The 22,956-nt window shown below is 34.3% G+C and carries 21 protein-coding genes; 6 read left to right on the forward strand and 15 right to left on the reverse strand.

Annotation, left to right across the window (positions count from 1 at the left end; translation table 11 throughout):
• Positions 1-10 precede the first annotated feature (10 nt).
• On the reverse strand, positions 11-850 hold the full coding sequence (locus U6A24_RS10980) for a universal stress protein (protein WP_324180018.1): 840 nt from the start codon (positions 848-850) through the stop codon (positions 11-13).
• Positions 851-1,119: 269 nt separating this feature from the next.
• On the opposite strand from U6A24_RS10980, the gene U6A24_RS10985 reads away from it, so the two are divergent.
• Together U6A24_RS10985 and ppk2 are read left to right on the forward strand one after the other, a co-directional pair.
• The gene (locus tag U6A24_RS10985) at positions 1,120-2,286 is read left to right on the forward strand and encodes a cation:proton antiporter (RefSeq protein ID WP_324180019.1); all 1,167 of its coding nucleotides are present in this window, start codon (positions 1,120-1,122) and stop codon (positions 2,284-2,286) included.
• Positions 2,287-2,378: 92 nt separating this feature from the next.
• Positions 2,379-3,113: a polyphosphate kinase 2 gene (gene ppk2, locus U6A24_RS10990; protein ID WP_324180020.1), complete on the forward strand. Its 735-nt coding sequence runs from the start codon at positions 2,379-2,381 to the stop codon at positions 3,111-3,113.
• A 49-nt stretch (positions 3,114-3,162) separates the two neighbouring features.
• Here ppk2 and corA read toward each other — a convergent pair whose 3' ends face one another.
• On the reverse strand, positions 3,163-4,230 hold the full coding sequence (corA, locus tag U6A24_RS10995; RefSeq protein WP_324180021.1) for a magnesium/cobalt transporter CorA: 1,068 nt from the start codon (positions 4,228-4,230) through the stop codon (positions 3,163-3,165).
• A 273-nt stretch (positions 4,231-4,503) separates the two neighbouring features.
• Between corA and U6A24_RS11000 the strand changes: the two genes are divergently transcribed.
• From U6A24_RS11000 to U6A24_RS11010, 3 genes are all read left to right on the forward strand, one after another.
• Positions 4,504-5,277: a carbonic anhydrase family protein gene (locus U6A24_RS11000; protein WP_324180022.1), complete on the forward strand. Its 774-nt coding sequence runs from the start codon at positions 4,504-4,506 to the stop codon at positions 5,275-5,277.
• 251 nt (positions 5,278-5,528) lie between these two features.
• Positions 5,529-6,890 carry an acyl-CoA dehydrogenase family protein gene (locus U6A24_RS11005; RefSeq protein ID WP_324180023.1) on the forward strand — a complete coding sequence of 454 codons (1,362 nt, stop codon included), beginning with the start codon at positions 5,529-5,531 and terminating at the stop codon, positions 6,888-6,890.
• A gap of 235 nt (positions 6,891-7,125) precedes the next feature.
• The gene (locus U6A24_RS11010) at positions 7,126-7,512 is read left to right on the forward strand and encodes a hypothetical protein (protein ID WP_324180024.1); all 387 of its coding nucleotides are present in this window, start codon (positions 7,126-7,128) and stop codon (positions 7,510-7,512) included.
• Between the two features lie 65 nt (positions 7,513-7,577).
• On the opposite strand, the gene U6A24_RS11015 is transcribed toward U6A24_RS11010, so the two are convergent.
• Positions 7,578-8,831, reverse strand: a complete 1,254-nt coding sequence (locus tag U6A24_RS11015) for a tyrosine-type recombinase/integrase (protein ID WP_324180025.1) — start codon at positions 8,829-8,831, stop codon at positions 7,578-7,580.
• An 815-nt stretch (positions 8,832-9,646) separates the two neighbouring features.
• Between U6A24_RS11015 and U6A24_RS11025 the strand changes: the two genes are divergently transcribed.
• Positions 9,647-10,045, forward strand: a complete 399-nt coding sequence (locus U6A24_RS11025) for a type II toxin-antitoxin system HicB family antitoxin (protein WP_324180026.1) — start codon at positions 9,647-9,649, stop codon at positions 10,043-10,045.
• 127 nt (positions 10,046-10,172) lie between these two features.
• Here U6A24_RS11025 and U6A24_RS11030 read toward each other — a convergent pair whose 3' ends face one another.
• The 12 genes from U6A24_RS11030 to U6A24_RS11085 all read right to left on the reverse strand — a co-directional run bounded on the left by U6A24_RS11030 (position 10,173) and on the right by U6A24_RS11085 (position 22,955).
• Positions 10,173-10,484, reverse strand: a complete 312-nt coding sequence (locus tag U6A24_RS11030) for a hypothetical protein (protein WP_324180027.1) — start codon at positions 10,482-10,484, stop codon at positions 10,173-10,175.
• A gap of 189 nt (positions 10,485-10,673) precedes the next feature.
• Positions 10,674-11,183: a hypothetical protein gene (locus U6A24_RS11035; RefSeq protein WP_324180028.1), complete on the reverse strand. Its 510-nt coding sequence runs from the start codon at positions 11,181-11,183 to the stop codon at positions 10,674-10,676.
• Positions 11,184-11,331: 148 nt separating this feature from the next.
• The gene (locus tag U6A24_RS11040) at positions 11,332-11,769 is read right to left on the reverse strand and encodes a recombination protein NinG (RefSeq protein ID WP_324180029.1); all 438 of its coding nucleotides are present in this window, start codon (positions 11,767-11,769) and stop codon (positions 11,332-11,334) included.
• Between the two features lie 890 nt (positions 11,770-12,659).
• Positions 12,660-13,994, reverse strand: a complete 1,335-nt coding sequence (locus U6A24_RS11045) for a cytochrome P450 (RefSeq protein ID WP_324180030.1) — start codon at positions 13,992-13,994, stop codon at positions 12,660-12,662.
• 180 nt (positions 13,995-14,174) lie between these two features.
• Complete coding sequence (locus tag U6A24_RS11050) at positions 14,175-15,416, reverse strand: terpene synthase family protein (protein ID WP_324180031.1); 1,242 nt, start codon at positions 15,414-15,416, stop codon at positions 14,175-14,177.
• A gap of 86 nt (positions 15,417-15,502) precedes the next feature.
• Positions 15,503-16,300 carry a DUF6261 family protein gene (locus U6A24_RS11055; protein ID WP_324180032.1) on the reverse strand — a complete coding sequence of 266 codons (798 nt, stop codon included), beginning with the start codon at positions 16,298-16,300 and terminating at the stop codon, positions 15,503-15,505.
• Between the two features lie 426 nt (positions 16,301-16,726).
• A complete protein-coding gene (locus U6A24_RS11060; protein WP_324180033.1) occupies positions 16,727-16,888 on the reverse strand; it encodes a hypothetical protein in 162 nt (53 codons plus the stop codon).
• 238 nt (positions 16,889-17,126) lie between these two features.
• Positions 17,127-17,549 (reverse strand): response regulator, encoded by a 423-nt coding sequence (locus U6A24_RS11065; protein WP_324180034.1) that lies wholly within the window; start codon positions 17,547-17,549, stop codon positions 17,127-17,129.
• A 752-nt stretch (positions 17,550-18,301) separates the two neighbouring features.
• On the reverse strand, positions 18,302-19,186 hold the full coding sequence (locus U6A24_RS11070; RefSeq protein WP_324180035.1) for a glycoside hydrolase family 17 protein: 885 nt from the start codon (positions 19,184-19,186) through the stop codon (positions 18,302-18,304).
• Between the two features lie 164 nt (positions 19,187-19,350).
• Positions 19,351-19,986 carry a hypothetical protein gene (locus U6A24_RS11075; protein ID WP_324180036.1) on the reverse strand — a complete coding sequence of 212 codons (636 nt, stop codon included), beginning with the start codon at positions 19,984-19,986 and terminating at the stop codon, positions 19,351-19,353.
• Positions 19,987-20,032: 46 nt separating this feature from the next.
• Complete coding sequence (locus U6A24_RS11080) at positions 20,033-21,463, reverse strand: MFS transporter (protein ID WP_324180037.1); 1,431 nt, start codon at positions 21,461-21,463, stop codon at positions 20,033-20,035.
• Between the two features lie 10 nt (positions 21,464-21,473).
• The gene (locus U6A24_RS11085) at positions 21,474-22,955 is read right to left on the reverse strand and encodes a glycoside hydrolase family 30 protein (protein ID WP_324180038.1); all 1,482 of its coding nucleotides are present in this window, start codon (positions 22,953-22,955) and stop codon (positions 21,474-21,476) included.
• Position 22,956: the final 1 nt, after the last annotated feature.

Consider the following 22,956-nt stretch of genomic DNA (forward strand, 5'->3'; position numbering starts at 1 on the left):
TTTCTATTGATTAGTACAGTTCGGGAAGTATTAATAAAGGGATTGGACTACTAAAGCTTATTTTATCAACAACATCTTCCTCTAAAAGTTTTTGAAAAAGACTAAACTTATGATGTATCAAAGCGATCATATCACAATCAGTTTGTTGAGCAAAATCTTTTAAAGCTTTTGTTTCGGTGGACTCAATATCAATTTTATAAAAAATGTGATCAATATCTTCAAGTATTTTTTTTAGTTTTTCGCGGTTATTCTTTTGTTTATCATTCATTGCATCATCGATCATTACGCGAGCTACATTAAGTTTAGCATTTTGGTTTTTTAAAATATCGATTAAAGTTCGGAGTTCCTCTTGATAAAAAGTACGCTTGAAATTGGTTGAAAAAGCTATCATTTTTGGCTTTCTTACTTGATAATTTTGTGGCACGACAATAATAGGACATTTATCCACTCCATTAATTACTCGTACTGCATTACTCCCTAAGAAAACTTCTCTCGCCCCCTTTGCCCCCTTAGTTGCCATTACTACGAAATCAATACTTCCTGATGCCACCATACTGTTAATTATGGGTGCTATTTTTCCTGATTTGGAGACCATTTTGAATGTATGCAAACCGTTGTTATTAGCTTCTACCACAGAATCAAAGATTTTTTTTAACTCTATTTCAGATTCATCATCCATGACATTCAAAATGGCTTCATTACGTTCTTCGCTCAGCATATTCGAAGCCTGACTTACATAAACATTTAGCAGGATAAAAGTACATTGAGAGGCTTCAAACAATTTTGTAGCATATCCTAATGCATTCATTGCATTATCAGAAAAATCAATTGGAATTAATATATTTTTCATCGGTTATCTATTGTATTTGAAATTTACAAAATAAATAATCATACTAGTACGGGTTTTAACATAACTATATAAAGTGTTTTCTCAAAAAGATTCTTAAGAGCAATATTCGATACCACAATAAATATCTACATCAAGATTTTTTAATATAATTCAAAAACGGCAATCAAAAAACTTAGACAATCAAAGTTCAGTTTTTTAGTATTCCGGAGTTTTTTCAATGGATATCCATTTTTTTGAACTAACTTTAATTCTATAAACCTAGCCCAAAAATGTTTCTATTTTCTTCCTTAGATCCCGTCATAATCCTAATTGCGGTTTTAGCAATTCTTGTCATTGTAGTAAGTGTCATTCTTAAAAAATTTAATCAGACTTATATCATCGGATATATTCTTGTTGGAATTATTTTAGGAGAGTATGGGATAAATGTTGTACAGGATAAAGAATCGATTCATCTCTTAGGAGAACTAGGAGTTATATTACTACTATTCTTTATCGGTATGGAAATCAATCTTATCGATTTTCTTAAACAATGGAAATTAGCCGTTTTGGGTACGTTGTCTCAAATTGGCCTAAGTGTTGGTTTGGTATTACTTATCGGCCACTATTACGATTGGAGTTTTGCTCGTTCAGTTGTGCTTGGGTTTGTTATAGCATTAAGCAGTTCTGCGGTTGTAATAAAATTACTTCAGGATAAAAAACTAATAGAAACTAAAGTTGGTAAAAACGTACTAAGCATTTTACTAGCCCAAGATGTTGCTTTAGTTCCTTTATTAATTATTATATCACAGCTAGGCGGAAAAACAGCATCCTTCGAAAATATTTTACTTATGACTACCGGAGCTGTAATAATAGTGTTCACGCTGATCTATATTTATATAAAAAAGACAATTACACTACCATTCTCTAAAAAAATTGAGAGAGATCATGAATTGCAAGTATTCATGGCTGTTTTCCTTTGTTTTGGAGGTGCGCTGGTAACCTTGATCTTTGGGTTATCGGCAGCATTAGGCGCCTTTGCAGGAGGGATCATAATGAATGCTGCTAAAGAAACAGACTGGATTCATGATACGCTTCATTCTTTTCGAATATTGTTTGTGTCCTTCTTCTTTATTAGCGTTGGATTACAGATTGATATCCCTTTCATATACCAGAATTTCTGGTCTATTTTAATTGCCATTCTTGTTGTTTATATAACTAATCATCTTTTAAATTCTATTATATTAAAAGCTTTTTCTTGTAATTGGAAGGAAGCACTTTTGGGTGGTGCATTATTGGCACAAATAGGAGAGCTCAGTTTCTTATTAAGTTCTACCGCTTATGGTTTGAACATAATTGAGGATTTTGGTTATAATTTCACCATTAGTCTCATCTCGTTAACTTTAATAATAAGTCCATTTTGGATTGGATTGACAGAAAAGTTCACGCAACAAAAGTGATCTAGTTCCAAAAAAGTTCTTCAGAAAGAAATAGCATTTAATATAGGGGATTCAAGATTTAAAGGACAAGACTTAAATATAATTTTATATAAATGAAACTCTTAAATTCAGAAACAGATCCAGAATACATCAACTTACAAACAGAAATGGTATGGTTGCAACAGCATATTAAAGAAAGTAATCAGAAAGTCATGGTTTTGTTTGAAGGTAGAGATACTGCCGGGAAAGGAGGTGCAATAATGAGATTTATTAGATTTTTAAATCCTAGGCTGTTCAAAGTAGTTGCGCTATCAAAACCAACAGAAAAAGAAGCTGGACAATGGTATTTTCAAAGATATATAGAACATCTTCCCGGACCCGGTGAAATGGTATTTTTTGACCGTAGTTGGTACAATCGCGCTGTTGTAGAACCTGTAATGGGTTTTTGTACAAAGGAACAACACGAATTGTTTAATCAACAGGTAATACAGTTAGAAAACATGTTAATTGATGATGGGCTTCATTTATTTAAATTTTGGTTTTCAATAAATATTGATGAACAAAAGAAACGGCTTGAAGAACGGGTACATAACCCATTAAAGCAATGGAAATTGAGTGGTGTAGATGCCCAGGCGCAAGCTAAATGGCAGGATTTTACGTTGCACAAAGAAAAGATGTTTAAAATTACATCTACTCAAAAATCACCTTGGATAGTTATTAATGGAAATGACAGAGAGATTGCACGTAGAGAAGCTATGCGGTATATCCTAAATCATCTTGATTATGAGAAAAAGGGAAATACTTCAGAACGGTTAATACCTGATAATTCTATTATCAAAAAGGTGTAAAAACTAGAATTAATTTAATGTCCGCGTTGTATTGAGATTTATTTGAGAATTACAACCATTTTCTGCGTTTAAAATATATTATCAAACCTATAAAAATAATCACTAGGGCGCCCCAAAATATATAATACCCGTATTTATATTTAAGTTCAGGAATATATTCAAAATTCATCCCATAAATTCCCGCTAGAAATGTCAGAGGAATAAAAATAGTAGCAATAATTGTAAGCACTTTCATCACCTCATTCATTTTATTGCTAATTGTAGTCATGTACATGTCCATTAATCCCCATATCATGTCACGGTAAATTTCTACATTTTCTGATACCTGGATGATATGATCATATAAATCCCTTAGATAAAATTGCGTCTTTTTAGTTATTAGTTTGTGCTCATTTTTCTCCAAGCGATTTACAACTTCACGCAGCGGAAAAACTGCTCTTCTTATCTTTAAAATTTCTCGTTTTAAATTTTGAATATCATAGGTTATATTGTCATTGGGTTTTTCCTCGAATAGCTCATCTTCAATCTCTTCAATTTTATCACCCATTGCTTCAATCATATTAAAATAATTATCGACTACAGCATCCATTAAAGCATAGAGTAAATAATCGGCTCCCATAGATCGAAGTCTACCTTTGTTGTTTCTTATACGGTTTCGTATAGAATCAAAAACATCGCCATCTGACTCTTGAAAAGATATCACAAAACCATCTCCCAAAACAAAACTTATATGCTCAATGGCAAGTTGTTCATCTCCATCAAAATACAGCATCTTCAATACCACAAATAGATAGTTTTCATATTCATCTATTTTAGGCCGTTGCTGTGTATTTGCAATGTCTTCTAAGATTAACGGATGTAAACTACAGTAGCCACCTATTTTTTCAATAGCTTCCGTATGACTGAGGCCATTTATATTTATCCATGTTATCGGCTTTGAATCTATAAAAGCATACGCGTCTTCTATGTTTTCTAATTCCTTTTCTTCAAAAAAACTTTTGTCATAATCAAAAACTTCAATGTACAAATCGCTAGTGGCTTTTTCACCAACATATACCACAGAACCTGGAGCTAAACCTAAAGTTTTTTTTACAGATGAATGCGTTGTTTCTTCCATATTACATAATTGTTATCCACAAAATATTATAATTATTTATCTCTTCAAAGAATAAAAACTAATAAGAAATTATTCTAATTAGAAAAAAGGCGCTCTTAGGGTCAAAAACAGAAATTTGCCGTAGGTAATTATTATTGATAATAAGACAATCCAAAAAACAATAGTAAAACTCCTTTTTTATAATAGCTTTACTATTAAATATTTGTTAATCTAGACTTACCTTTAAGCTTTTGCTATATATTTGTTTAATGTTTAATCAAAAAATTTAAACAAATGAGAAAAGTGAAATTAAATTTAATCATTATTGGAATTCTAACACTTACAGTTGCTTGCCAGGAAAAAAACAAAAATGGCACTAATGAAGGAACAGCTATTGAAAAACAGCCCCAAGTAACTGAAAAAGCTGTCAAAAGTATTTTAACCGCAGAGGAGCAAGCAGATATGACTCCCGAAGAAATAATTGGCAGACTTAAAAAAGGGAATGAAAATTTCATGAATAATAATCTCACTCGTCGAGACCATTCGGCTCAACGCAGAAAAGCTATGATAGGACAGTTCCCCAAAGCAATAGTACTTTCTTGTGTGGATAGCCGAGTACCTGTAGAAGATGTTTTTGATTTGGGAATCGGAGATATTTTTGTTGCCCGTGTAGCCGGTAACATTGAAAATAAGGATATTGTAGGCTCTATGGAATTTGCAACAGCCGTTGCAGGATCAAAGGTGGTAATTGTCATGGGACATACAGCTTGTGGAGCAGTAAAATCTACTATCGATAATGTAGATGCCCGTTCCATGAATATGAACTCCCTAGCCGACTTGATGGATGAAATACGTCCAGCCGTCAGGGAAACCAAAACAAATGGTGAAATCAGTTCTAAAAATGAAACGTTTACCAACGATGTTATTACAAATAATACAATGAGAACAGTTCAAAATATTAGGGAAGCATCGCCTACAATGGCCATGATGGAAGATGAAGGAAAGATAAATATTATCTCTGCCGTTTACGATATGGAAAGTGGGAAGGTAACTTTCAACAAGGACTAAGACTATATAAACTTAAAAACCTTTTTACAGTTCTTGTAAAGAGGTTCTAAGTTTTATGAAAAGAAATTCTTTTTTTACTTAAAAAAATACGTAATCCAAGTTTCAGTTAATATACAAAGTCTTTCAACTGTTAACAAAAAAGGTTCTTTTATCTTCTGATTAAAAATTATGAAAATCTTATCATCCTTTAAAAGCAAAATTGAATAGCGAAACCCTATTTTTAATAACCCTTTTAACCTAATTTTTAGTATATGCAACTATTTAAAAATATGAAACAAATTATCCACTTAATGAAAGAAGTGGATTTCAAAGAACTAGGGCAAATTTCTGAAAAAATTGATCTTCCTAAAATCATGAAATCTGTAGGTGAACTTAATGATACGCAATTGAACGGTCTCATGAAAATGCTCACTGAGAAAGCAAAAAAAGGACAACGCAAGTTACCACCTATCGATGGAGATTTCTATGACTATGATTTAAAGCTTACCCAGGAAGAAAGAGCAATACAGTTAAAGGTCAGAAATTTTATGGAAGATGAAATAGAGCCTATAGCTAACGAATATTGGAATAAAGCCCAGTTCCCAATGGATATCATCCCAAAACTTGCCAAACTAAATATTTGCGGTGTTGCCTACGATGGCTACGGATGTCCTGGGCTTCCGTTTATCATGGAAGGAATTATTGCAGAGGAGATGGCCCGTGTTGATGTTTCTATCTCCACTTTTTTTGGTGTACATAGTGGCTTGGCAATGGGCTCCATCTATCTTTGTGGAAGCGAAGAACAAAAGCAAGAATGGTTACCCAAAATGCAGAGATTAGAAGCCATCGGTGCCTTTGGACTTACAGAGCCAAATGTGGGCAGCGGAGCCGCCGGGGGACTCGAAACTACCTGTCAAAAAGAAGGTGATCATTGGATACTCAATGGGCAGAAAAAATGGATAGGGAATGCTACATTTTCTGACGTAACTGTAATATGGGCAAGAGATCTGGAATCTAATCAGGTTAAAGGGTTTTTGGTACGAAAAGGAACTCCTGGTTTTAAAGCCGAAAAAATGGAAAACAAAATGGCTCTTCGTACAGTACAAAATGCATTGATCACACTATCAGATTGTAGGGTTCATGAACAAGATCGGCTACAAAAGGCCAATTCCTTTAAAGATACTGCGAAGGTATTAAGAATGACCCGAGCTGGAGTAGCATGGCAGGCAGTAGGTTGTGCAAGGGGGGCCTATGAAAGTGCATTGAAATACACTAAGAAAAGAGAACAGTTTGGAAAACCTATTGCTAAATTCCAACTTATTCAAGATCATTTAGTAGAAATGCTGGCCAACCTAACAGCTATGAAGGCTATGGTGTATCGTTTGTCTGAATTGCAGGATCACGGTTTGTTAACTGATGAACATGCATCCTTGGCTAAGGTTTTCTGTACCATGCGTACTAGGGATGTTGTAAGCAGAGCTAGAGAAGTTATGGGAGGTAATGGTATCCTTCTGGAATATGATGTAGCGAGATTCGTTGCTGATGCCGAAGCCATTTATTCTTATGAAGGTACTAAAGAAATCAACTCATTAATAGTAGGAAGGGCGATCACTGGTTATAGTGCTTTTGTATAATTTATATAACTTTAAAGGATAATACAACAGAAACAACACAACATACATCTCCAACGTGCTGGTTATTGATAGTGGAGGTGCAGGATTAATGGCTGCCATTGAAGCCAAAATGGTCCGTGTAGAAGTCATTATGATAGGGTAAACATCAAAAAGAAGATGTTTACACCCCTTCGTTCTATTTACAAAACAGTTTATTTTAAAATTTCATAAGTTTGTGAGCTTTAAAAAAATGTAGATGAAGAAGTTATATGTTTTGGATTTTTGTAGAGTTGAAATTCATGACGATTATATGTTGAGCGAAATCAATGAAGGAACGGTAATCCAACCAAAACATGCAGATGTCGTAGTTGTCTTGGTCGAAAAACATTTCAAAAACAAACCATGGGTATACATATCAAATCGAATTCATTCCTATTCTGTGAATCCAACAGTTTATCTTGAAGCTAATAAAATGTCAAATTTGTCTGGCGTAGCAATAATTTCAGACAAAGACCAACAAAAGAATCAAACTAAACTTGAGAAAATTTTCTTCGATAAAAAATTAATGTGTTTTGATAAGCTTCAGAATGCTTTGGAATGGAAAAATAGCATTTTAGCTTTATACAACCACCAATCACTGTAACCTTTAAGTTTAATAATATTCTTCTATTTCAGATCCGAACTTAAAAACTAAACCTATTATATTTCCTAGGACACTATTATTTCATTTGCTTCATCAAGAACTGAATTGTCAAAACTCTTAAGGTAAATTTCGGTGGTTTTGAGAGAATGATGTCCTAAACCTTCACTTATCACTTCTGTTGGTATCCCCATACTTTTGGCAATTGTTGCCCATGAATGTCTAATATAATATGATGTTAGTGGCTCATTTATTCCTGCATCCTTTGCAATGATTTTGCAAAGTTTATTAACCAACCTTCGATCAGAGCGATACTTTTTAAAACCCAAAACAGAACCGTCATAGCCAATCGGGAAAATAAAATCTTCAGATTCCTTACCATCTATATAGTAGTCTAAAATAGAACGTAACTCATTAGTTATTTTTACGGATAATTGATCACCGGTTTTACTGCGCCCATAAAAAATCCTATCTTCTCTTATGTTCTTTACTTTCAATTTTGCTAAATCAATGAGGTTCATCCCCCTGCAATTGAACATACTTAAAAGATAATTCTTCGTATGGAAAAGATTACTTCCCGTAGGATAATTCAATTCACGAATAACAACAAAGTTTTCTTTTGGCAAAGCCTTCTTTTTAGTTCGTCTTGAGGTAGGAATCTTATAGAACTGAAATGGATTTTTCACTGGTTCATATCTATCTTCTTTAATAGCACTATTATATATTGCCCGAATTGCTCTTAAATAAGAACTTATACAGTTATTTGAGTTACCTTTTGCTTTTTGCTCCAATTCAAATTCCTTTAAAAAAGTCACAGTAAGTTCGAAAAATTTAATAGCCTCCCCATTATTGAATTTGGTCACGGCCCAAACAGAATCTCTATACCATTTTGCAGTGCCCGGCTTTTCTTCCTTTAATTTACGTTTAATAAGTACTTCACTCCATTCATTTATGGTAATGGTATTGGACAGGTTCCTTTTCAAATCAGAGTCTAAAGAATTATCCCACATCTTTTTAATATTCTCCACAAGAACATCTACGGTAATGTTATTTATGGTATCCCCCAATTGATTTATAATCGATTTGGCAGTATGTAATTTGTCGTATAATTTTATATTTATTTCATCACAATTCAAATATTTGTTAGCAACTGCAGACTTTTTCAAAGTCATATTAGAATCGTCCCAACCAGAATCTGATGTATATGCATCCATACGAATTATCCTAGGTTTTTGATGAAAGATACGAAGTACAATTGGGTAAAGTCCATCAGAATTTTTGGACTTTTCTCGAGTATCTAAAGTGAGTCTTGCACGTGCCATATACTAAAGATTTGTTATTAAAGTTAACCAATTTTACGCACACTTTACGCACACTTTTTTTTGATATCAATTGATTTTATTTGATATCAGAATTTATTAAAACACTCAAAAACAGATACTTATAATTTTTAATGGTACTGAATTTGGTCCAATTTATAGCCTTCTAAGCAGACGGTCACAGGTTCGAATCCTGTCGCGATCACATTTTAACAAATAACCTCTTGAAAATCAAGAGGTTATTTTTTTAGTGGTAAATATAGCGGTAAGTAACTAATGTTTTAAAATATTTGAAATCGGATTTATAACAAATGTAATCCGTTCAATTATTTGTGGTAAGAACCAAAATCCAACAAGCAAATATTACCTAAATGGATTTGCTCAAATCTTTTTACTTCTGTATTCATATGTCTATTCCTCAAATATTTTTTCGGTGAATTTTTCATTACTGGTCTTACTACTATGACAGCCTTGGAGAAATATCTGTGTGATATAGATGCTGAACCTCCCAAAGACTACTCAAAACTGTTAAAATAGTCAAATACTCATTAAAATATTTTGTAAATGATAGTAATTTTACTGTCTTTGACTTGTCAAACAGTAATAATACGTTCTATGAAATACAATGAATTTTTAAGGCTAGCCAAGAAAAAGGGCTGGCGACTGCTTCGGCAGGGAAAAGGAAGCCATGAAATTTGAGAAAAAGAAAACAAAAAAATTTCTATTCCGAATCATGGTTCTAAAGAAATGCCTAAAGGCTTAGAAAGAAGTTTAAAAAAACAAATGGTGCTTTAATTAGCCCCATAAAAAGTACTACTATGAAAACAATTAAAATAATAATCGAGAAAAGCTCGGACTCATTTGGCGCATACGCAGAAAACGTAGAGGGTATTTACGGTGCTGGTGATACTGTTAGAGAGTGTAAGCAATCTATTTTAGATGCCATTGAAACCGTAAAAACTTTTGATGATGATAACATTCCAGAAGCTTTAAAAGGAGATTACGAAATAGTTTATAATTTCGATTTAGAAAGTCTTTTAAACTACTATAAAGGGATAATGCCTTTTTCTGCTTTAGAACGCATTACGGGGATAAATCAACGTCAATTACAACACTATAGTACTGGCCATAGAAAGCCAAGAATAGAACAAAGAAAGAAAATAGAAACTGCCTTACATAAGTTTGGCAACGAACTATTATCGGTAGAACTTGTATAAGTTACTGTTTGACGACAACGCCGATATTAGTCCCTCTTTATGAGGGGTTTTTATTTTTGAGTATCGTCGAAATAGGATTGATAACTGTCTGAACTCTTGCCAATAATTGTTTTGTATCGATTTCATATCACAGCTCCTTTTTCTTTATTTCCGTATCAATTTCAACTTGCTCAACCTCTTCGCGTTTTTGTTTTACTTCAAGCCTGTTTATTTGATGCCCTTTCCAGGCATCTGAAATTTTCTTTGCAACAATCACAACTCCGTAAACAATACCAAGAGCAACTATAATTTTTGAAGGAATGGCATGTAAAATTCTTGTGAAAAAATCTTGATTGGTAAACTCTTGCTCGATGATTGTAGCAGAGGAAACAAAAAAGGAGTAACCAAAAGCATATTTCAAGATTGTACTTTTAGATATGTAAGCTATTATGGCCGTCATAAGAATAGTTTTAGTAAATTGATAATATCCACTCTAAAAAAAGTAGCTAAAAGAATCTATTTCAACTCATTTTAATCCTCCTCAAATTTGAATTGTTTACCAAAGTGCTAATATCCTCTTATTAGCAGTGTATTAATCGATTTTCGCCTTGATAATCCAGTAGTTTCCTGTCTTTTAAGTCTTATGTGTCTATCGTATTAATTTTTGAGCACACCAATAAGACCCATCAAACACGAACATCCAACAGTCTCCGTCTGCTACTTCAACACTGCTGCCCTGATTATGCAACATGAGATTTACACCGTTACCATAAACTCTAACAAGACCATTTATTCTTTTCACATAGATTATTCGACCTGGATGTCTGTTTGAAGTTGGTAAATAAAGTTGGAGAAGTTCAGTATTGTAACAAGAGATATAATCTTCGGATCCTGATACTGTATGGCTTGTGGTAGTTTGTGTTATAACCTTTACGTTATAGAAGAATCCATTTGCCTTTAACCCTATGAAATATCCTCCATAAGCAGGAGCTGGATCACTTGCAGCATTGTGAGCCCTTCCAAAAACTCCAACAAGCGCATTATTATTGCTATATGCGCTCTTGTTTAACTTTCCCAAGCCTAAGCCTACAAGCGCTCCTTTTACTTCAATACCAGTACTTGCAGATAAGGCTTGAATTCCTGCAAAATTTGCAAACACACCTTCGCTATCTACATAAGCAGTTCCCGAGTTTTGGAAGGAATCTCCTGTATGACTAGCTATAGCAAATCCTCTTCTGATATACTTCTTGGATTTTTGTCCAGAAGGATTATTTCCTCAATCGGTAATTCTATGTGTTTTATACCTTTCATGCTACTTCCTTCCATTTTCCTTTGTATTTCTCAATAACTTCTATCAGATGGATTCTATCCCACTTAAACCGATTGCTTTTACTCATATCAGCAATCCTGTCTAATTCCTCAACTCTTTCAATCCCTATTTTTTTGATAAGATTCTTCCGGTATTGAAGTAAGTTTGCACCATTGTAGTAGTTGTCAGACAATCCTTGAAGATGTACATTATCCTCATTGAATTTTAACTCTGGAAATTTACCTCCGCTATAGAAATGTCCAGCTTGAGCCTTTTTTGATGGTACGCGTAAGGGTTGACCGCTAGAGATACAGCGACCAAAACCATTAGAATCGGTATCACGATATCTAATGAATTTGTTAAAATGTGTCGTAGCTATTTCACGCAGTTGTGCTACAGACTTATCCCTATACTTTTGTATGGTCTTTACATCCAAAATGAATTTAGCGGATTAGGAATCGTCAATAGCTTTTGAAGCTATGCCCAAAGAAGGGACTTGAATCTCTATTGCCTATGAAGTATAGGTCTTGGAATCGATAAGCAAATATAGCTAAAATTCCCTAAATGAGAATTGAAAAGACCATATGCTTATCCTGAAAAATCAGTTCCAATCTATATTTACCTATTTCACCTAGGACTATGCGCAAGGAAGATATTCATACTGGACTCTAAAATAATAGTCTTGGAAAATATAATCGGCCAATGACTTTTGATTTAAGATTGGCCGCCCGTTCCAGTCAGGGAAATTTTCATAACGGCGGGGACTTTATATGTCAAGCCCCCGTCGTCTGAACTTGATGTATGAAAAAACCAATCTTGAAAATGAAAAAGCCCCTCAAGGGTCCGATTCCCATGAAGACCAATCACATTTAAGAAGATTGCTTACGGCAAATCTCAATTTTTAACATGATCTTATGCCATAAAAAGTGTTAGAGTCAGTAAAATTAGGGACCAAAAATATAATTACTGGGAAGTAAGGTTGTTTCCTAAATTGACCCCGTGGCAGAAGGGGCGTTATTGCACCATGGAGGCCCAGTGACCACATAGGTGTGAAAAACGACAAAGTCCTTGGGAGGCCCTGTAAATAGGCATTTAAAAATCCACAGATTTCTCTTTTTAACATTTTTCGTTGTTTTCAGAATATCTTTGTTTATAGGGCCTGCGAAACAAGTTGGCCAAATATGCAGCTATGCGGTCACTAACCCAATATCAGAAAATCAAAGCTCTATTAAAAATTGTAATCATTAGGTTAAATAGGCATCTTTTTAAAGTAGGTTAATTTTTTTTGGAATAGGGGGAGAGTTAAAAAGTATTCTCCATTGAGCACTAATGTTGCTTTGTTATGGGTTTTATAACACGGATATCAGTTTTTGGCCTATAGGAAAGGGTTACTTCGTATTCGATTTCTGTATTAGAAGGAACTTCTATTTCAAAATTCGATTTTAGCATATGATACAAAATAACTTGCATCTCCATAAGTGCAAGATTCATTCCAATACACATTCTGGGACCTCTTCCAAATGGTAAATAAGCATATTTATGAGGAAGTTCTTGATTAAAACGATCTGGGTCAAAAACATTCGGATTTTTCCAAAATTTTTTGTGACGATGAATCAATTGTGAAACTATTAGAATTGTATCTCCTTTCTTAATAGGATAACCATTCATTTTCTCATTTTTAATCGCTTCCCTACCTTGCATAAAGGCAGGAGACCATAACCGTAAGCTTTCATTGATTACGTTATTAACATATTGAAGCTGATCGACGTGTTCAACTTTAATAGGGCCGCCTTTGGTGACACGATTATATTCTTCGACCACTTTTTTTCTAATAGCGTCATCTTTATATACATTTACTATCAATGAAAACAGGGCTGTTGCAGTAGTTTCATATCCCGCTGACATAACAGTCACGAACTCATTATAAATCTGTTTTTTGGGGATCTCTCCACTTCTTTCGAGGAGGATAAACATGGTCATCAAATCATTTCCCGTAAGGTTTTCTTCCTTTTCTTTGCTTCTTATGACCTCAATTAGAAATTTTTTGAGTTTCGTAACTGATTTATTGAATTTTTGATTTTTTGCCGTTGGAAACCATAAAGGTGGCTGTATAGGGGATTTGACACGCCCCATTATTGTAACCATGCCATAAAAAAGATTTTCTTTAATGATACCAGCACCACCTTCTACATTCTCTCCCAGTAAACATTTCGAGGTGATATCCAGCACAAGATCGCCCATCTCGGAACGAAGCCATAGCTCGGGCTTTGATGGCCAATCCTTGAACATCTTTTTTGCATGATTATCAATTATTGTAAAATAGGAGCGAACCATTTCTTTATGAAAATAGGGTTGCATCAAACGGCGCTCTTTCTTCCATTGTTCGCCTTCTAAAGCAAAAAGACCATCACCTATTACTTTTATAATCAGTTTGACAAGAGAAAACTGTTTATAATTACGATGGTTTGTTTGTAATACATGTTGTATATAGTCTGGATGATTGATTGCTATAAATCTTTTATGCGCTACTCTGAATTGAAAAATATCACCATAGGTTTCTGCACATTTTTTCAAAAACCTATCTGGATCTTTGGAGAAAGATTTCATGTTACCAAATAACCAGCTATCGGGCTTGACTTCGGGAATCTTTTTGGGTGTCATATCATTATAAATTATTAAATTTTTCAAATGTTATCTCCTATAGTAAGTATTTCTAGAAGCAGGTTCAATAATCTGTGGAAGTGAACTGGAGTTGCCAAAAAATATTCCAATCTCCTTTACACAAGTTTATTTCGGTCTTTATTGCCGCCAAAAGCACTTAGTTCATACCCTTGATAGATGTTATTCTTTTACCAAGTATTTCTTACAAAGCTCCAAATTATAGCGAGGAGAAAGAATATGAAATGTTGTAGAGCTATAGCATACAAAGAATAGAACTTCAATATATAGATCATATATTTTTTTATCCAATTCCGAGGAGATGGACATATTTTCTAGCAACTTTATAAGTTTCGAGAAAGAATCTTGTGCAATATTAATGGACATATCAATTCCGGCATACAATTGTTCCTCTTTAGACTTATCTGGATATTCTTGCTTACCGAGAAATATGACCGGATTAGCTACTAGATGTTTTGAATCGCTAAGAATAGAAAATATATCATTTATCAAACAACAATATTCCGCTGCAAACCGCACTGAAGATTTTGTCATCTCCGACTTTAGAAAATCGGTTATCCGTGAGTGGTCACCAATACTACGTTCTTGACCAAGAATATGCATATGATTTACAATGACCCATTGAAACCCTGATGAAAGAACCCGGGTATTCATATATTCCTCAAGAACAGGTGAATCATTTGAATGTGTATAATTTTCTATTTCATTACGGAAGTATACGATTTGTCGGCGATATTCATCAAATACGATTTTAAGAGTTTCGGATGTAAGTACCTTATATCCTTCTATATAACAAAGATCAAATAGAATGCAAAATTCATAAAATAATTTTTGGATCTGTTTGTTTTCCGTAAAATGGGAAACATCCGGAGGTGTTCTAACTTCGTGTACATTTTTACCTTCAATTCCATCAAAATGATCTAAAACTTGATCCACAGTTCCAAGAATTGATTTCCCATTAACGTACAATTTACGCACATCATCAAATAACATATCAAGGAGCCATATCGATGCTGTTGCCAGCACCAAATATGTCTGTGCTTTTGAAAACACGCCAATACGTTTCTGATTACTGCCATCTTGAGGTTTAATACCATGGGGATAGGTATAGAAACAGTACAATAGACCAAGGTCAGTAGCTTTTTGGGAAAATATACCTAGGTTATATTGTTTCAACAAATTATGGACATATTCAGTTCTTTGTTTGTGATACTCGCAATTTGATTTTGGGGAAAGTTCTGACTTCTTGCCAATGTCAATCCAATTTGATAACCAATCGTCACATAGATACATAGCTTTAAGGACTTCTTTCCATTGGTCATCCTCATATGTTATATGAGGGCCGAACACTTCGTGAAAGTGATCAAATAATGCTTGATATCCAAGATATGTATTTGCATCCATAATAGTAGAGGTTATAAGAGTTTTTTTTTGCGGTTTCCCGCAAAATTACAAGTCCTACATATTCTAAACCATGGACAATTTCCTATTTAACAAGGATGATGGCATTTTTTTGATAATTTTAAGAAAGGCCCTAAAGAATCATTCAATGCTTGATTCACTTCTTTTTTATCGTTGAGTCTGCGCTCTACCGATAGATTATATTGCTCGGTAAGCGCATTAAGATTACCAATGTAGGTTTTAAATGGCCCGAATCCTTTTGTTTTGGCATGAATAAAGATCCAATCTAATACTTCTCTTAAAGACATGGTGGTTTGTTTTCGTAACTCGGTAATACTTAAATCAGATTGGTTTTGTTGTTGTTCTTTTATACGATCTTTAAAAATAGTATCAAATTTTTGATGTGCGGTTTTCATTTCATTAAAATGCTTACGCTGATTCAAATTGTCTATAGCATCACATAACGGTGTATTTGTTTCTATTTCTTCGATAATTTCATCCAAGACACCCCCTTGTTGATTATAAGCCATATCATAGATGTCTTTGCCGTGTTTTGTAAATACTTTATAGACCAAAGTAGCTTGATTGCGATCATGATCATCACCAGAAAAATCTGCGATAAGTTTAATACTGCGTTGTAGAAGTTTGATACCATTATCCCGAAGCCCATCTAATTGTGCAAGTTCTGGAGTAAGGATACTTCCTCTGTTCTTTTTGTAAATCGTTTTAAAAGCTTCATAATCTGTCATAAGTTGGTCTACATAAGTGCTAAGCTCCATGGCATCGAGATCTTGTTCTTGGCTAAGTTCTATGAAAGTACGGGTGTACTTTGAAAATTCTCCGTTCTTAAAACTTTTTAATTGTGGAATGACTAATACATTGTTCATAAGTTATATTTATTTAAATTATTTAGAATGATTCTACACCTGGGAAAAACGCCCCGGAAAACCCGGGAACATTTTCCTGCCTCGGAAAAACGTGCCGGGTTTTCCGGCAGCATATTCCCCACTCGGAAAGTTGTGCCGGGTTTTCCGGCAACACATTCTGATGGGATAATAAGCTGCCGGAGTTTCAAGCTTGTTTTTCCTTAAAAATTATCCAATGATAGGTGCTGCGAGTTTCATTTTTCGTTACTGGGAAGAAAAAAATGTTTTTTTTTAACTTTTTATTGATGTAAGGCATATTACGGAACTATGAATAGTGGTCTATGAGTGCTATAAAGTAGAGAAAGAGGGAATTATCTCACTTTTGACCCCTGCTGCGCAAAGTCTCCTGACTTTGAGTGATTATTATGTTTTCTAAACTGTTTACTTTCATCTTGGATCGTTCCCCGAAGTCAGGAAAATTTGCAGAGCGGGTGGGTGTTTTCCTGATTCTATATTATTTAAAATCTCTTCAGACATGTATAGATTTACATATATTTCTCTTATTGATATATTCGAACTTATTCTTAATTCTCTTACTATTTTAATCATGTTTTATTTAATAAAACATCAAAAAAAAATGCCCGTTTAGAATAAAAATAAAATGGGATAACAGCTATTTGATGTTGGGAAGAATATAATTTTCAACGATAAACTCATTTCCTCTTGGTCGCTCGGATTACAAATCTGCCTATCGCGATCACAAGAAGCCTTACAAAATGTAAGGCTTTTTTGTTTCTATAAATTCATTTCTTAAAGTTTATTTCCTTTTGTCAATTTTCCTTTTAAATCAATCTAATATTGACTCACACTTGTTTAACAACGTTTTTTCCCGAAACTTTGTTACTATATTTATTACCATGTCTTTCGTTAACATTTTCTCTATGCATCCCCTTACATTAGGGATAGTGGTTATTAGTTCCTTTTGATCTGTAGATAATTTGGCACCAAGCATTAATATGATCATAGTATTATCGAATCTTGCATCCAGGTTTTGAAATTCTTCTAAAAATTCCCAACCATTCATTATCGGCATATTTATGTCGAGAAGAATTACATCTGGAATAAATGAAGAATTTAATCTCTCCAAGGCATCTTCTCCATTTTTTGCAATCTGTATCTCTTCATACTCTGCCGTCTTTTTTATCATTATTTCATTAAAAAAATTGGTAGAAGGACTATCATCTACAAGTAAGAACTTTAATCTTTTCATAAGTTGAGGGCTTATAATTTTGACAATTGAAAATATGCTTACTTCTTCTTTTTAAAGCATACACGGCGAGATTAGTACCCTAACCTCGTCGTGTATACTAATGAAAACAATAAAAATTAGAAGGAAATACACATAGCTACACTTTAAATGGAAACCGTGCAATACCCCAAAGCACGGTTTCCGAATTATAACTATAGAGTTATAGTACAGCTAAATCAAATAGATTTTTATTAATTAGTAAAAGGGAGAATTCAAAATTGATTATCTATGAATCGCATGACTGCTTGCAGCCGGAAGTTGTTTAAGAAATCTTTTAAGGGCCCCTACATTAATTGAAATAATACCGTAAAAAATTTTCATACGCTTTAGTTTTAGGTTGGATATTTATATGTTAATATTTATATACTCTGACACAATTTTATCTACAAGTTGTACTTGTTAAAGAATGTGTTATTTGAACGTAACAAACTTATCCTTAAAAATCTTTAAATCAACAAAATAGACCTCAACAAAAAATCATACATCAGTTAAAAATGTTCTTTTTTGACCTTGGATAGCTCGGTAAGACTAGAATTTAAGGCAGGTTGATAAAAAAAATAAATTTTCATAAAAAACACCTAAAAGCTATGCTGTATAGGTAATGTTGAGGTTTACGTATCTTTTGTATAGGGATCTCTGGGTATACAGAAGTATAAAAAGTAGTTATTGTTTTAGAATTTAATCATTTTTAACTTTAATCGTCACATTTAGTTTCATTCATATTTGAATACCTCATCTTTATCCCAAATACCCCAATAAGCGCCCACATCGCCTTCTGCACCTACTTTCCAGGACTCATCGAATGATGAAAAATAAAATAGTTCTATACCATCTTCTTCTACCCATTTTTGAGTATTTATAAAATGTTTAATTGCATTTTCATAGGAGGGAAAAGCGCCTTCAAGATTGGTTCCCTGACTTGGCCAACCAGTTTCCGAAATGATGACTTTTTTTCCTTTTCCGGCACGAAGTGCTCTATGATACATATCTTTCATATACAATAGTGAATAATCCAGATCGCAGCCTTCCCAAAAAGGATAGCAGTTTGCCAAAATAATATCACATGCTTCACTAATCCTAGGGTGATCTACGAACTCATAATATGCGTCAACATAACCCACTGGTATATCCTTTATTTTTGATTTGGCATCATTAATGAAATCTAACAATTGTTCTTCGGTTAAATCACCCCTATATAGTACCTCATTACCAACCGCTGCAATATCTACACAACCCTCTTCACACAACTTGATAAGATTGGTAACCTCTTTTTGGTTAATCTCATTATCATCTCCAAGCCATGCTCCCACCAACGTTTTTATACCATATTCTTTGGCGATCTTTGGTATCAATTCATTTCCTTCGGTCGTAGAAAATGAACGTACCCATTTCGTATAAGGTGCAATAATCTCCATACGGCGTCTTATTTGTGCTTCAGACAATTGATCTCCTGGTTGCTGCCCTTCTTCATAAGGGCTAAAACATAATCCATGCATACCTTTAGTTAAAAACTTGCTAAATAAAGCTTGCAAATCTTCCAGGCTTTTCCCTTCATAATCTATGGATGCTAATGCTAAAAACTTCTCTGAACGTGACATAAAATAAGTATTTTAATCATTAAATTGTTACTTTTCTACTTTCTAACTCTCATCTAATTTCATTTGCACGATTTTCATCAATATCCTAATTTTTCCTTCGAATAAGGTATAGCATAAATTTTGCTTCTTAATAGCTTCGACTTCGATCTTATCATAGTTACGCACTAAAAAACTCCTCTACAGTTTTTCCTGGTATAAATCACGAGGCGTTCTACTTCTTTGGCCCCTGCAGGTATTTCTTCTAATTTTAATCCAGGGTAGTCGTCAGCTTCTTTCCATTTTGCTATGGTAGAACTAAACAATGATGATGTGATTGAATCTGCTTCATAAACAATTAAATCATAGGCTTCACCTTTATCTCCACCGAATCGCGTAACCACCTGCCATTCCCCATCTCTTTTATAGGAAGTATTTGTATGATCAGATTGTGGATAATATCTATCATCTGTAGGCCTAATGATAACCCAAATATCCCTTTTATGGGATTTGGGATAAACTCCCATTGTTAAAATACGACAATCTACCGAGTCTTTATCTATTGGAGAAACTACTTTCACTGCATCAATAGGTCCGTCTATCTTCAATTTTTTTCCTATCGAAACTTGTTCCATTTGGGTATTATAATTGACAAATTCAGACGAATAACTGCCATAGATCATCATTAGAACACCAATAACACCAAAAGGTATTCCTATTTTGATATTGAGAATCCTTTTGCCAGACTTTCTTTTTTTACTACCAAGTATTGCTATTAGTATAAGTAAAACTCCTATTGTTATGATTATTATTTTTGTTGACATCTTACTATTTTTTTACTTCTATAATCTACTTAACATTCCGACAAAACTATAATACGCCTCTTCTTTCTTCTAATTGGGCTTTAATTTCCTTTGCTCTTTCTTCAGACAGGCTGTATTTCCACATAACCCAAATGGCCAAAGCTGCCGTTACGGCGGGAATAATTATATCTGCTATTCTTAATTTTGTCAACGTCTCGACCGTCTGTGTGGCGGCATTACCGTCAAATCCTATTAACTTTAACACAAGGCCTCCTAAAACCAGTGCCAATCCTTGTCCAAGTTTTACCACCCACCAATACAATGCTCCAAAAGTACCCTCTTTCCTTGGCATTCCATTAACCAATTCATCCAAATCACACACGTCGGCTGTCATGCTCATCATCAGAGTAAACAAACTTCCTAAACCAAATGACATTAATGGTATAGGAATAAAAGAAAGCCAAACATTATCGGGGGTAAAAGCCCACCACTTGATAAGATAACCAACGATAGAAAGAGCCGTTGAAATGATAAATGCTTTCTTTTTTCCCCATTTTGTAGCCATTGCAGATACAATTGGAATTACTAAAAATGCTGAGACCAAAGCTCCGATAGAGCTAAACCATGCTGGCCAGGTAGCAGTAGCTTCATAGCTTCCATTAAATATGTAAAAAACGAAAATAAAAAAACTAAAAGAGGCTACTATTTGATATCCATTAAAAACTAAAAAAGTGGCACCACATAATTTCATAAAGGGCTTATTCTTTACAGCGTCTCCAATACTTCTGAATAAATCTTTCAGGTTGCTAAATATAGTCTTGAAGGTTAATTTTTTTCTATTCGCCATATGAGAAGCGTCCATACCCCTACAAAAGATTGCCGGTAAAAACCCAAGTAGTAAGCAAGCAATTCCAACATAAATTGCCATTGTTCTTACGCCTTTTGCTTGATTACTAAAAATATCTGGGTCAGCAATAATTACCCAAAACCAAGGTACAATTACCCAAGCTAATAGACCAACAGTTTGTGAAAATGCCATTAAACGTGTTCTTTCGTTATAATCGGAAGTCATTTCATAACCTAATCCAACCAGGGGTGTAGCGAACATGGTATTTCCAATAAGAAAAACCATAGACATTATTAAGAAGTACCAAAAATTATAGTTTGAGGAATTGTTTTCATCCAATTGCCAAAGCAACACAAATGTAATGGCACTTACAATGCCCCCAATAAAAATGTATGGCCTTCTTCTACCCCATTTAGAACTTGTGTTATCAGAAACAAAACCCATAATTGGATCGGTAACTGCGTCAAAAAATCGAGGTAACCCACCTAAAAGTCCTGCTAAAAATGGATCCATTCCAAACGCAGTAAGTAAGAAGAACATGAAGAAACCTAAGGCTCCCGGATATAGGTTTAAAACCAAATGACCTGCACCAAAGGCGGCTTTTTGACCTACTGGGACTTTATCTTTTGCGGCTGTTTTAATAGTTGACATAGTTTTAATTTTAGTTAGCAATGACTATCGTCTGAATAGCCTGCGCATTAATAGAAATATCCTTTGATTTTTCACCTAGGGCCAATGAAAACTGTTTTGCTTCTTTTGTAGCATTAAATACAACCACAGCGATAGAACCATCTGGGTTTTTTGCTGCGGCAACCATTAGATCCTGATCTGAATTTTCTATATTGATCACTTTCGCTTCTGGGCGAATATATTTACTAAAATGTGCCATGGTATAATACAAAGGTGTGAAGTATACCTCATCCTTATCCGGGTCAACAATTACGGGAGCCACGCACCAATTCTTGAACCAGTTGGGACCTCCTTGTCTGTCTAAAACCATATTCCAATCTACCCAGCCATCTACCCAATTGTTTAAGCAGCCTATGATGTCCCTGGCATAACGATATACCGGCACATATTTAGGATGTAAGTGTTTCTGGTTTTCAGGAGCCCAGTCCCAACCCCAATCGGTGGCTTCTTTGGACCAATACCAGGCATCATCTTTCCATTTGGGTACTTCGGCATCGACGCACGCTTCGGTTTGAATTAAGTATTTATCGGGTGCTTTGTTATGGGCATATTGCAATGCTTCTGGAAAAATCTCATAGGTACTCTCATACCAATGTATTGCTGTTCCGTGATAGTATTTAGAAGATGCTTCATCTTTGTACATGACATCTACCCATTCTTTTAAACCTTCTCTATTTTGATCATATCCTAATATGATTTTATCTCCCTTACCGTCTTCTTCTAATCTCGGCCCTAAATGATTTTGAACAAAATCTGTCATTTCCTCTGGTGTAAAATGCATACTTTCCCAATTATCCCCATTTCCATGTGGTTCATTTTCGACAGTAAAACCCCAAATATCTATTCCCTGAGCTTTATATGCATCTATATATTTTGAAAAAAACAGCGCCCAGGCACCATAATACTCAGGTAGCAGTTTTCCGCCGACCCAGTGTTTGTTATCCTTCATCCAAGGTGGTGCTGTCCACGGGGATGCAAAAATTTTAAAGCCGTCTTCTGAAGTAGCCATAGCTTCTTTAATCATCGGAATTAAATCATCTATATCCTCTTTTACTGAAAAATCTTTGAGTTCTTTATCTTCATTAGGAGCGTAAGAATATTGGCTTAGTGAGAAATCACAAGAATTCATATGTGTTCTTGTGAGTGAATAATTCGCCCCTTCTCTCCCAAAATATGCTTTAATGATTATATTGCGATTTTTCTTACCTACCTTATTCAGTAAATATGCAGAAGACTCTGTAAAAGCCCCTCCAAAACCTGTAATGGTTTGATAGATTTTTTCGGGATGTAACGTAATACTAGCTTTTGCTTCGGAAGTTGAAAACTCTGTAACTTTTGTCAACTTATTACCGTTTGCAGAAGTTTCATAAACGGCTACTTCAAGACTTTGTTCATTGGTACACGCAATCATGATAAAAACAACTAATAGTATTATGTAAATCTTTTTTCTCATC

Origin of the sequence: Aquimarina gracilis (assembly GCF_035285365.1) — a bacterium.
In the GTDB taxonomy this organism is placed as follows: Bacteria; Bacteroidota; Bacteroidia; order Flavobacteriales; family Flavobacteriaceae; genus Aquimarina; species Aquimarina gracilis.

What these genes read in the sequence shown, in the direction of transcription:
- U6A24_RS11005 (WP_324180023.1), top strand. Translation starts at nt 5,529, where the DNA reads ATGCAACTATTTAAAAATATGAAACAAATTATCCACTTAATGAAAGAA.
- U6A24_RS11065 (WP_324180034.1), bottom strand. Translation starts at nt 17,549, where the DNA reads ATGAAAAGATTAAAGTTCTTACTTGTAGATGATAGTCCTTCTACCAAT.
- U6A24_RS11060 (WP_324180033.1), bottom strand. Translation starts at nt 16,888, where the DNA reads ATGATTAAAATAGTAAGAGAATTAAGAATAAGTTCGAATATATCAATA.
- U6A24_RS11050 (WP_324180031.1), bottom strand. Translation starts at nt 15,416, where the DNA reads ATGGATGCAAATACATATCTTGGATATCAAGCATTATTTGATCACTTT.
- U6A24_RS11025 (WP_324180026.1), top strand. Translation starts at nt 9,647, where the DNA reads ATGAAAACAATTAAAATAATAATCGAGAAAAGCTCGGACTCATTTGGC.
- U6A24_RS11010 (WP_324180024.1), top strand. Translation starts at nt 7,126, where the DNA reads ATGAAGAAGTTATATGTTTTGGATTTTTGTAGAGTTGAAATTCATGAC.
- U6A24_RS11030 (WP_324180027.1), bottom strand. Translation starts at nt 10,484, where the DNA reads ATGACGGCCATAATAGCTTACATATCTAAAAGTACAATCTTGAAATAT.
- U6A24_RS11015 (WP_324180025.1), bottom strand. Translation starts at nt 8,831, where the DNA reads ATGGCACGTGCAAGACTCACTTTAGATACTCGAGAAAAGTCCAAAAAT.
- U6A24_RS11080 (WP_324180037.1), bottom strand. Translation starts at nt 21,463, where the DNA reads ATGTCAACTATTAAAACAGCCGCAAAAGATAAAGTCCCAGTAGGTCAA.
- U6A24_RS11070 (WP_324180035.1), bottom strand. Translation starts at nt 19,186, where the DNA reads ATGTCACGTTCAGAGAAGTTTTTAGCATTAGCATCCATAGATTATGAA.
- U6A24_RS10985 (WP_324180019.1), top strand. Translation starts at nt 1,120, where the DNA reads ATGTTTCTATTTTCTTCCTTAGATCCCGTCATAATCCTAATTGCGGTT.
- U6A24_RS11055 (WP_324180032.1), bottom strand. Translation starts at nt 16,300, where the DNA reads ATGAACAATGTATTAGTCATTCCACAATTAAAAAGTTTTAAGAACGGA.
- U6A24_RS10980 (WP_324180018.1), bottom strand. Translation starts at nt 850, where the DNA reads ATGAAAAATATATTAATTCCAATTGATTTTTCTGATAATGCAATGAAT.
- U6A24_RS11000 (WP_324180022.1), top strand. Translation starts at nt 4,504, where the DNA reads ATGAGAAAAGTGAAATTAAATTTAATCATTATTGGAATTCTAACACTT.
- corA (WP_324180021.1), bottom strand. Translation starts at nt 4,230, where the DNA reads ATGGAAGAAACAACGCATTCATCTGTAAAAAAAACTTTAGGTTTAGCT.
- U6A24_RS11075 (WP_324180036.1), bottom strand. Translation starts at nt 19,986, where the DNA reads ATGTCAACAAAAATAATAATCATAACAATAGGAGTTTTACTTATACTA.
- U6A24_RS11085 (WP_324180038.1), bottom strand. Translation starts at nt 22,955, where the DNA reads ATGAGAAAAAAGATTTACATAATACTATTAGTTGTTTTTATCATGATT.
- ppk2 (WP_324180020.1), top strand. Translation starts at nt 2,379, where the DNA reads ATGAAACTCTTAAATTCAGAAACAGATCCAGAATACATCAACTTACAA.
- U6A24_RS11045 (WP_324180030.1), bottom strand. Translation starts at nt 13,994, where the DNA reads ATGACACCCAAAAAGATTCCCGAAGTCAAGCCCGATAGCTGGTTATTT.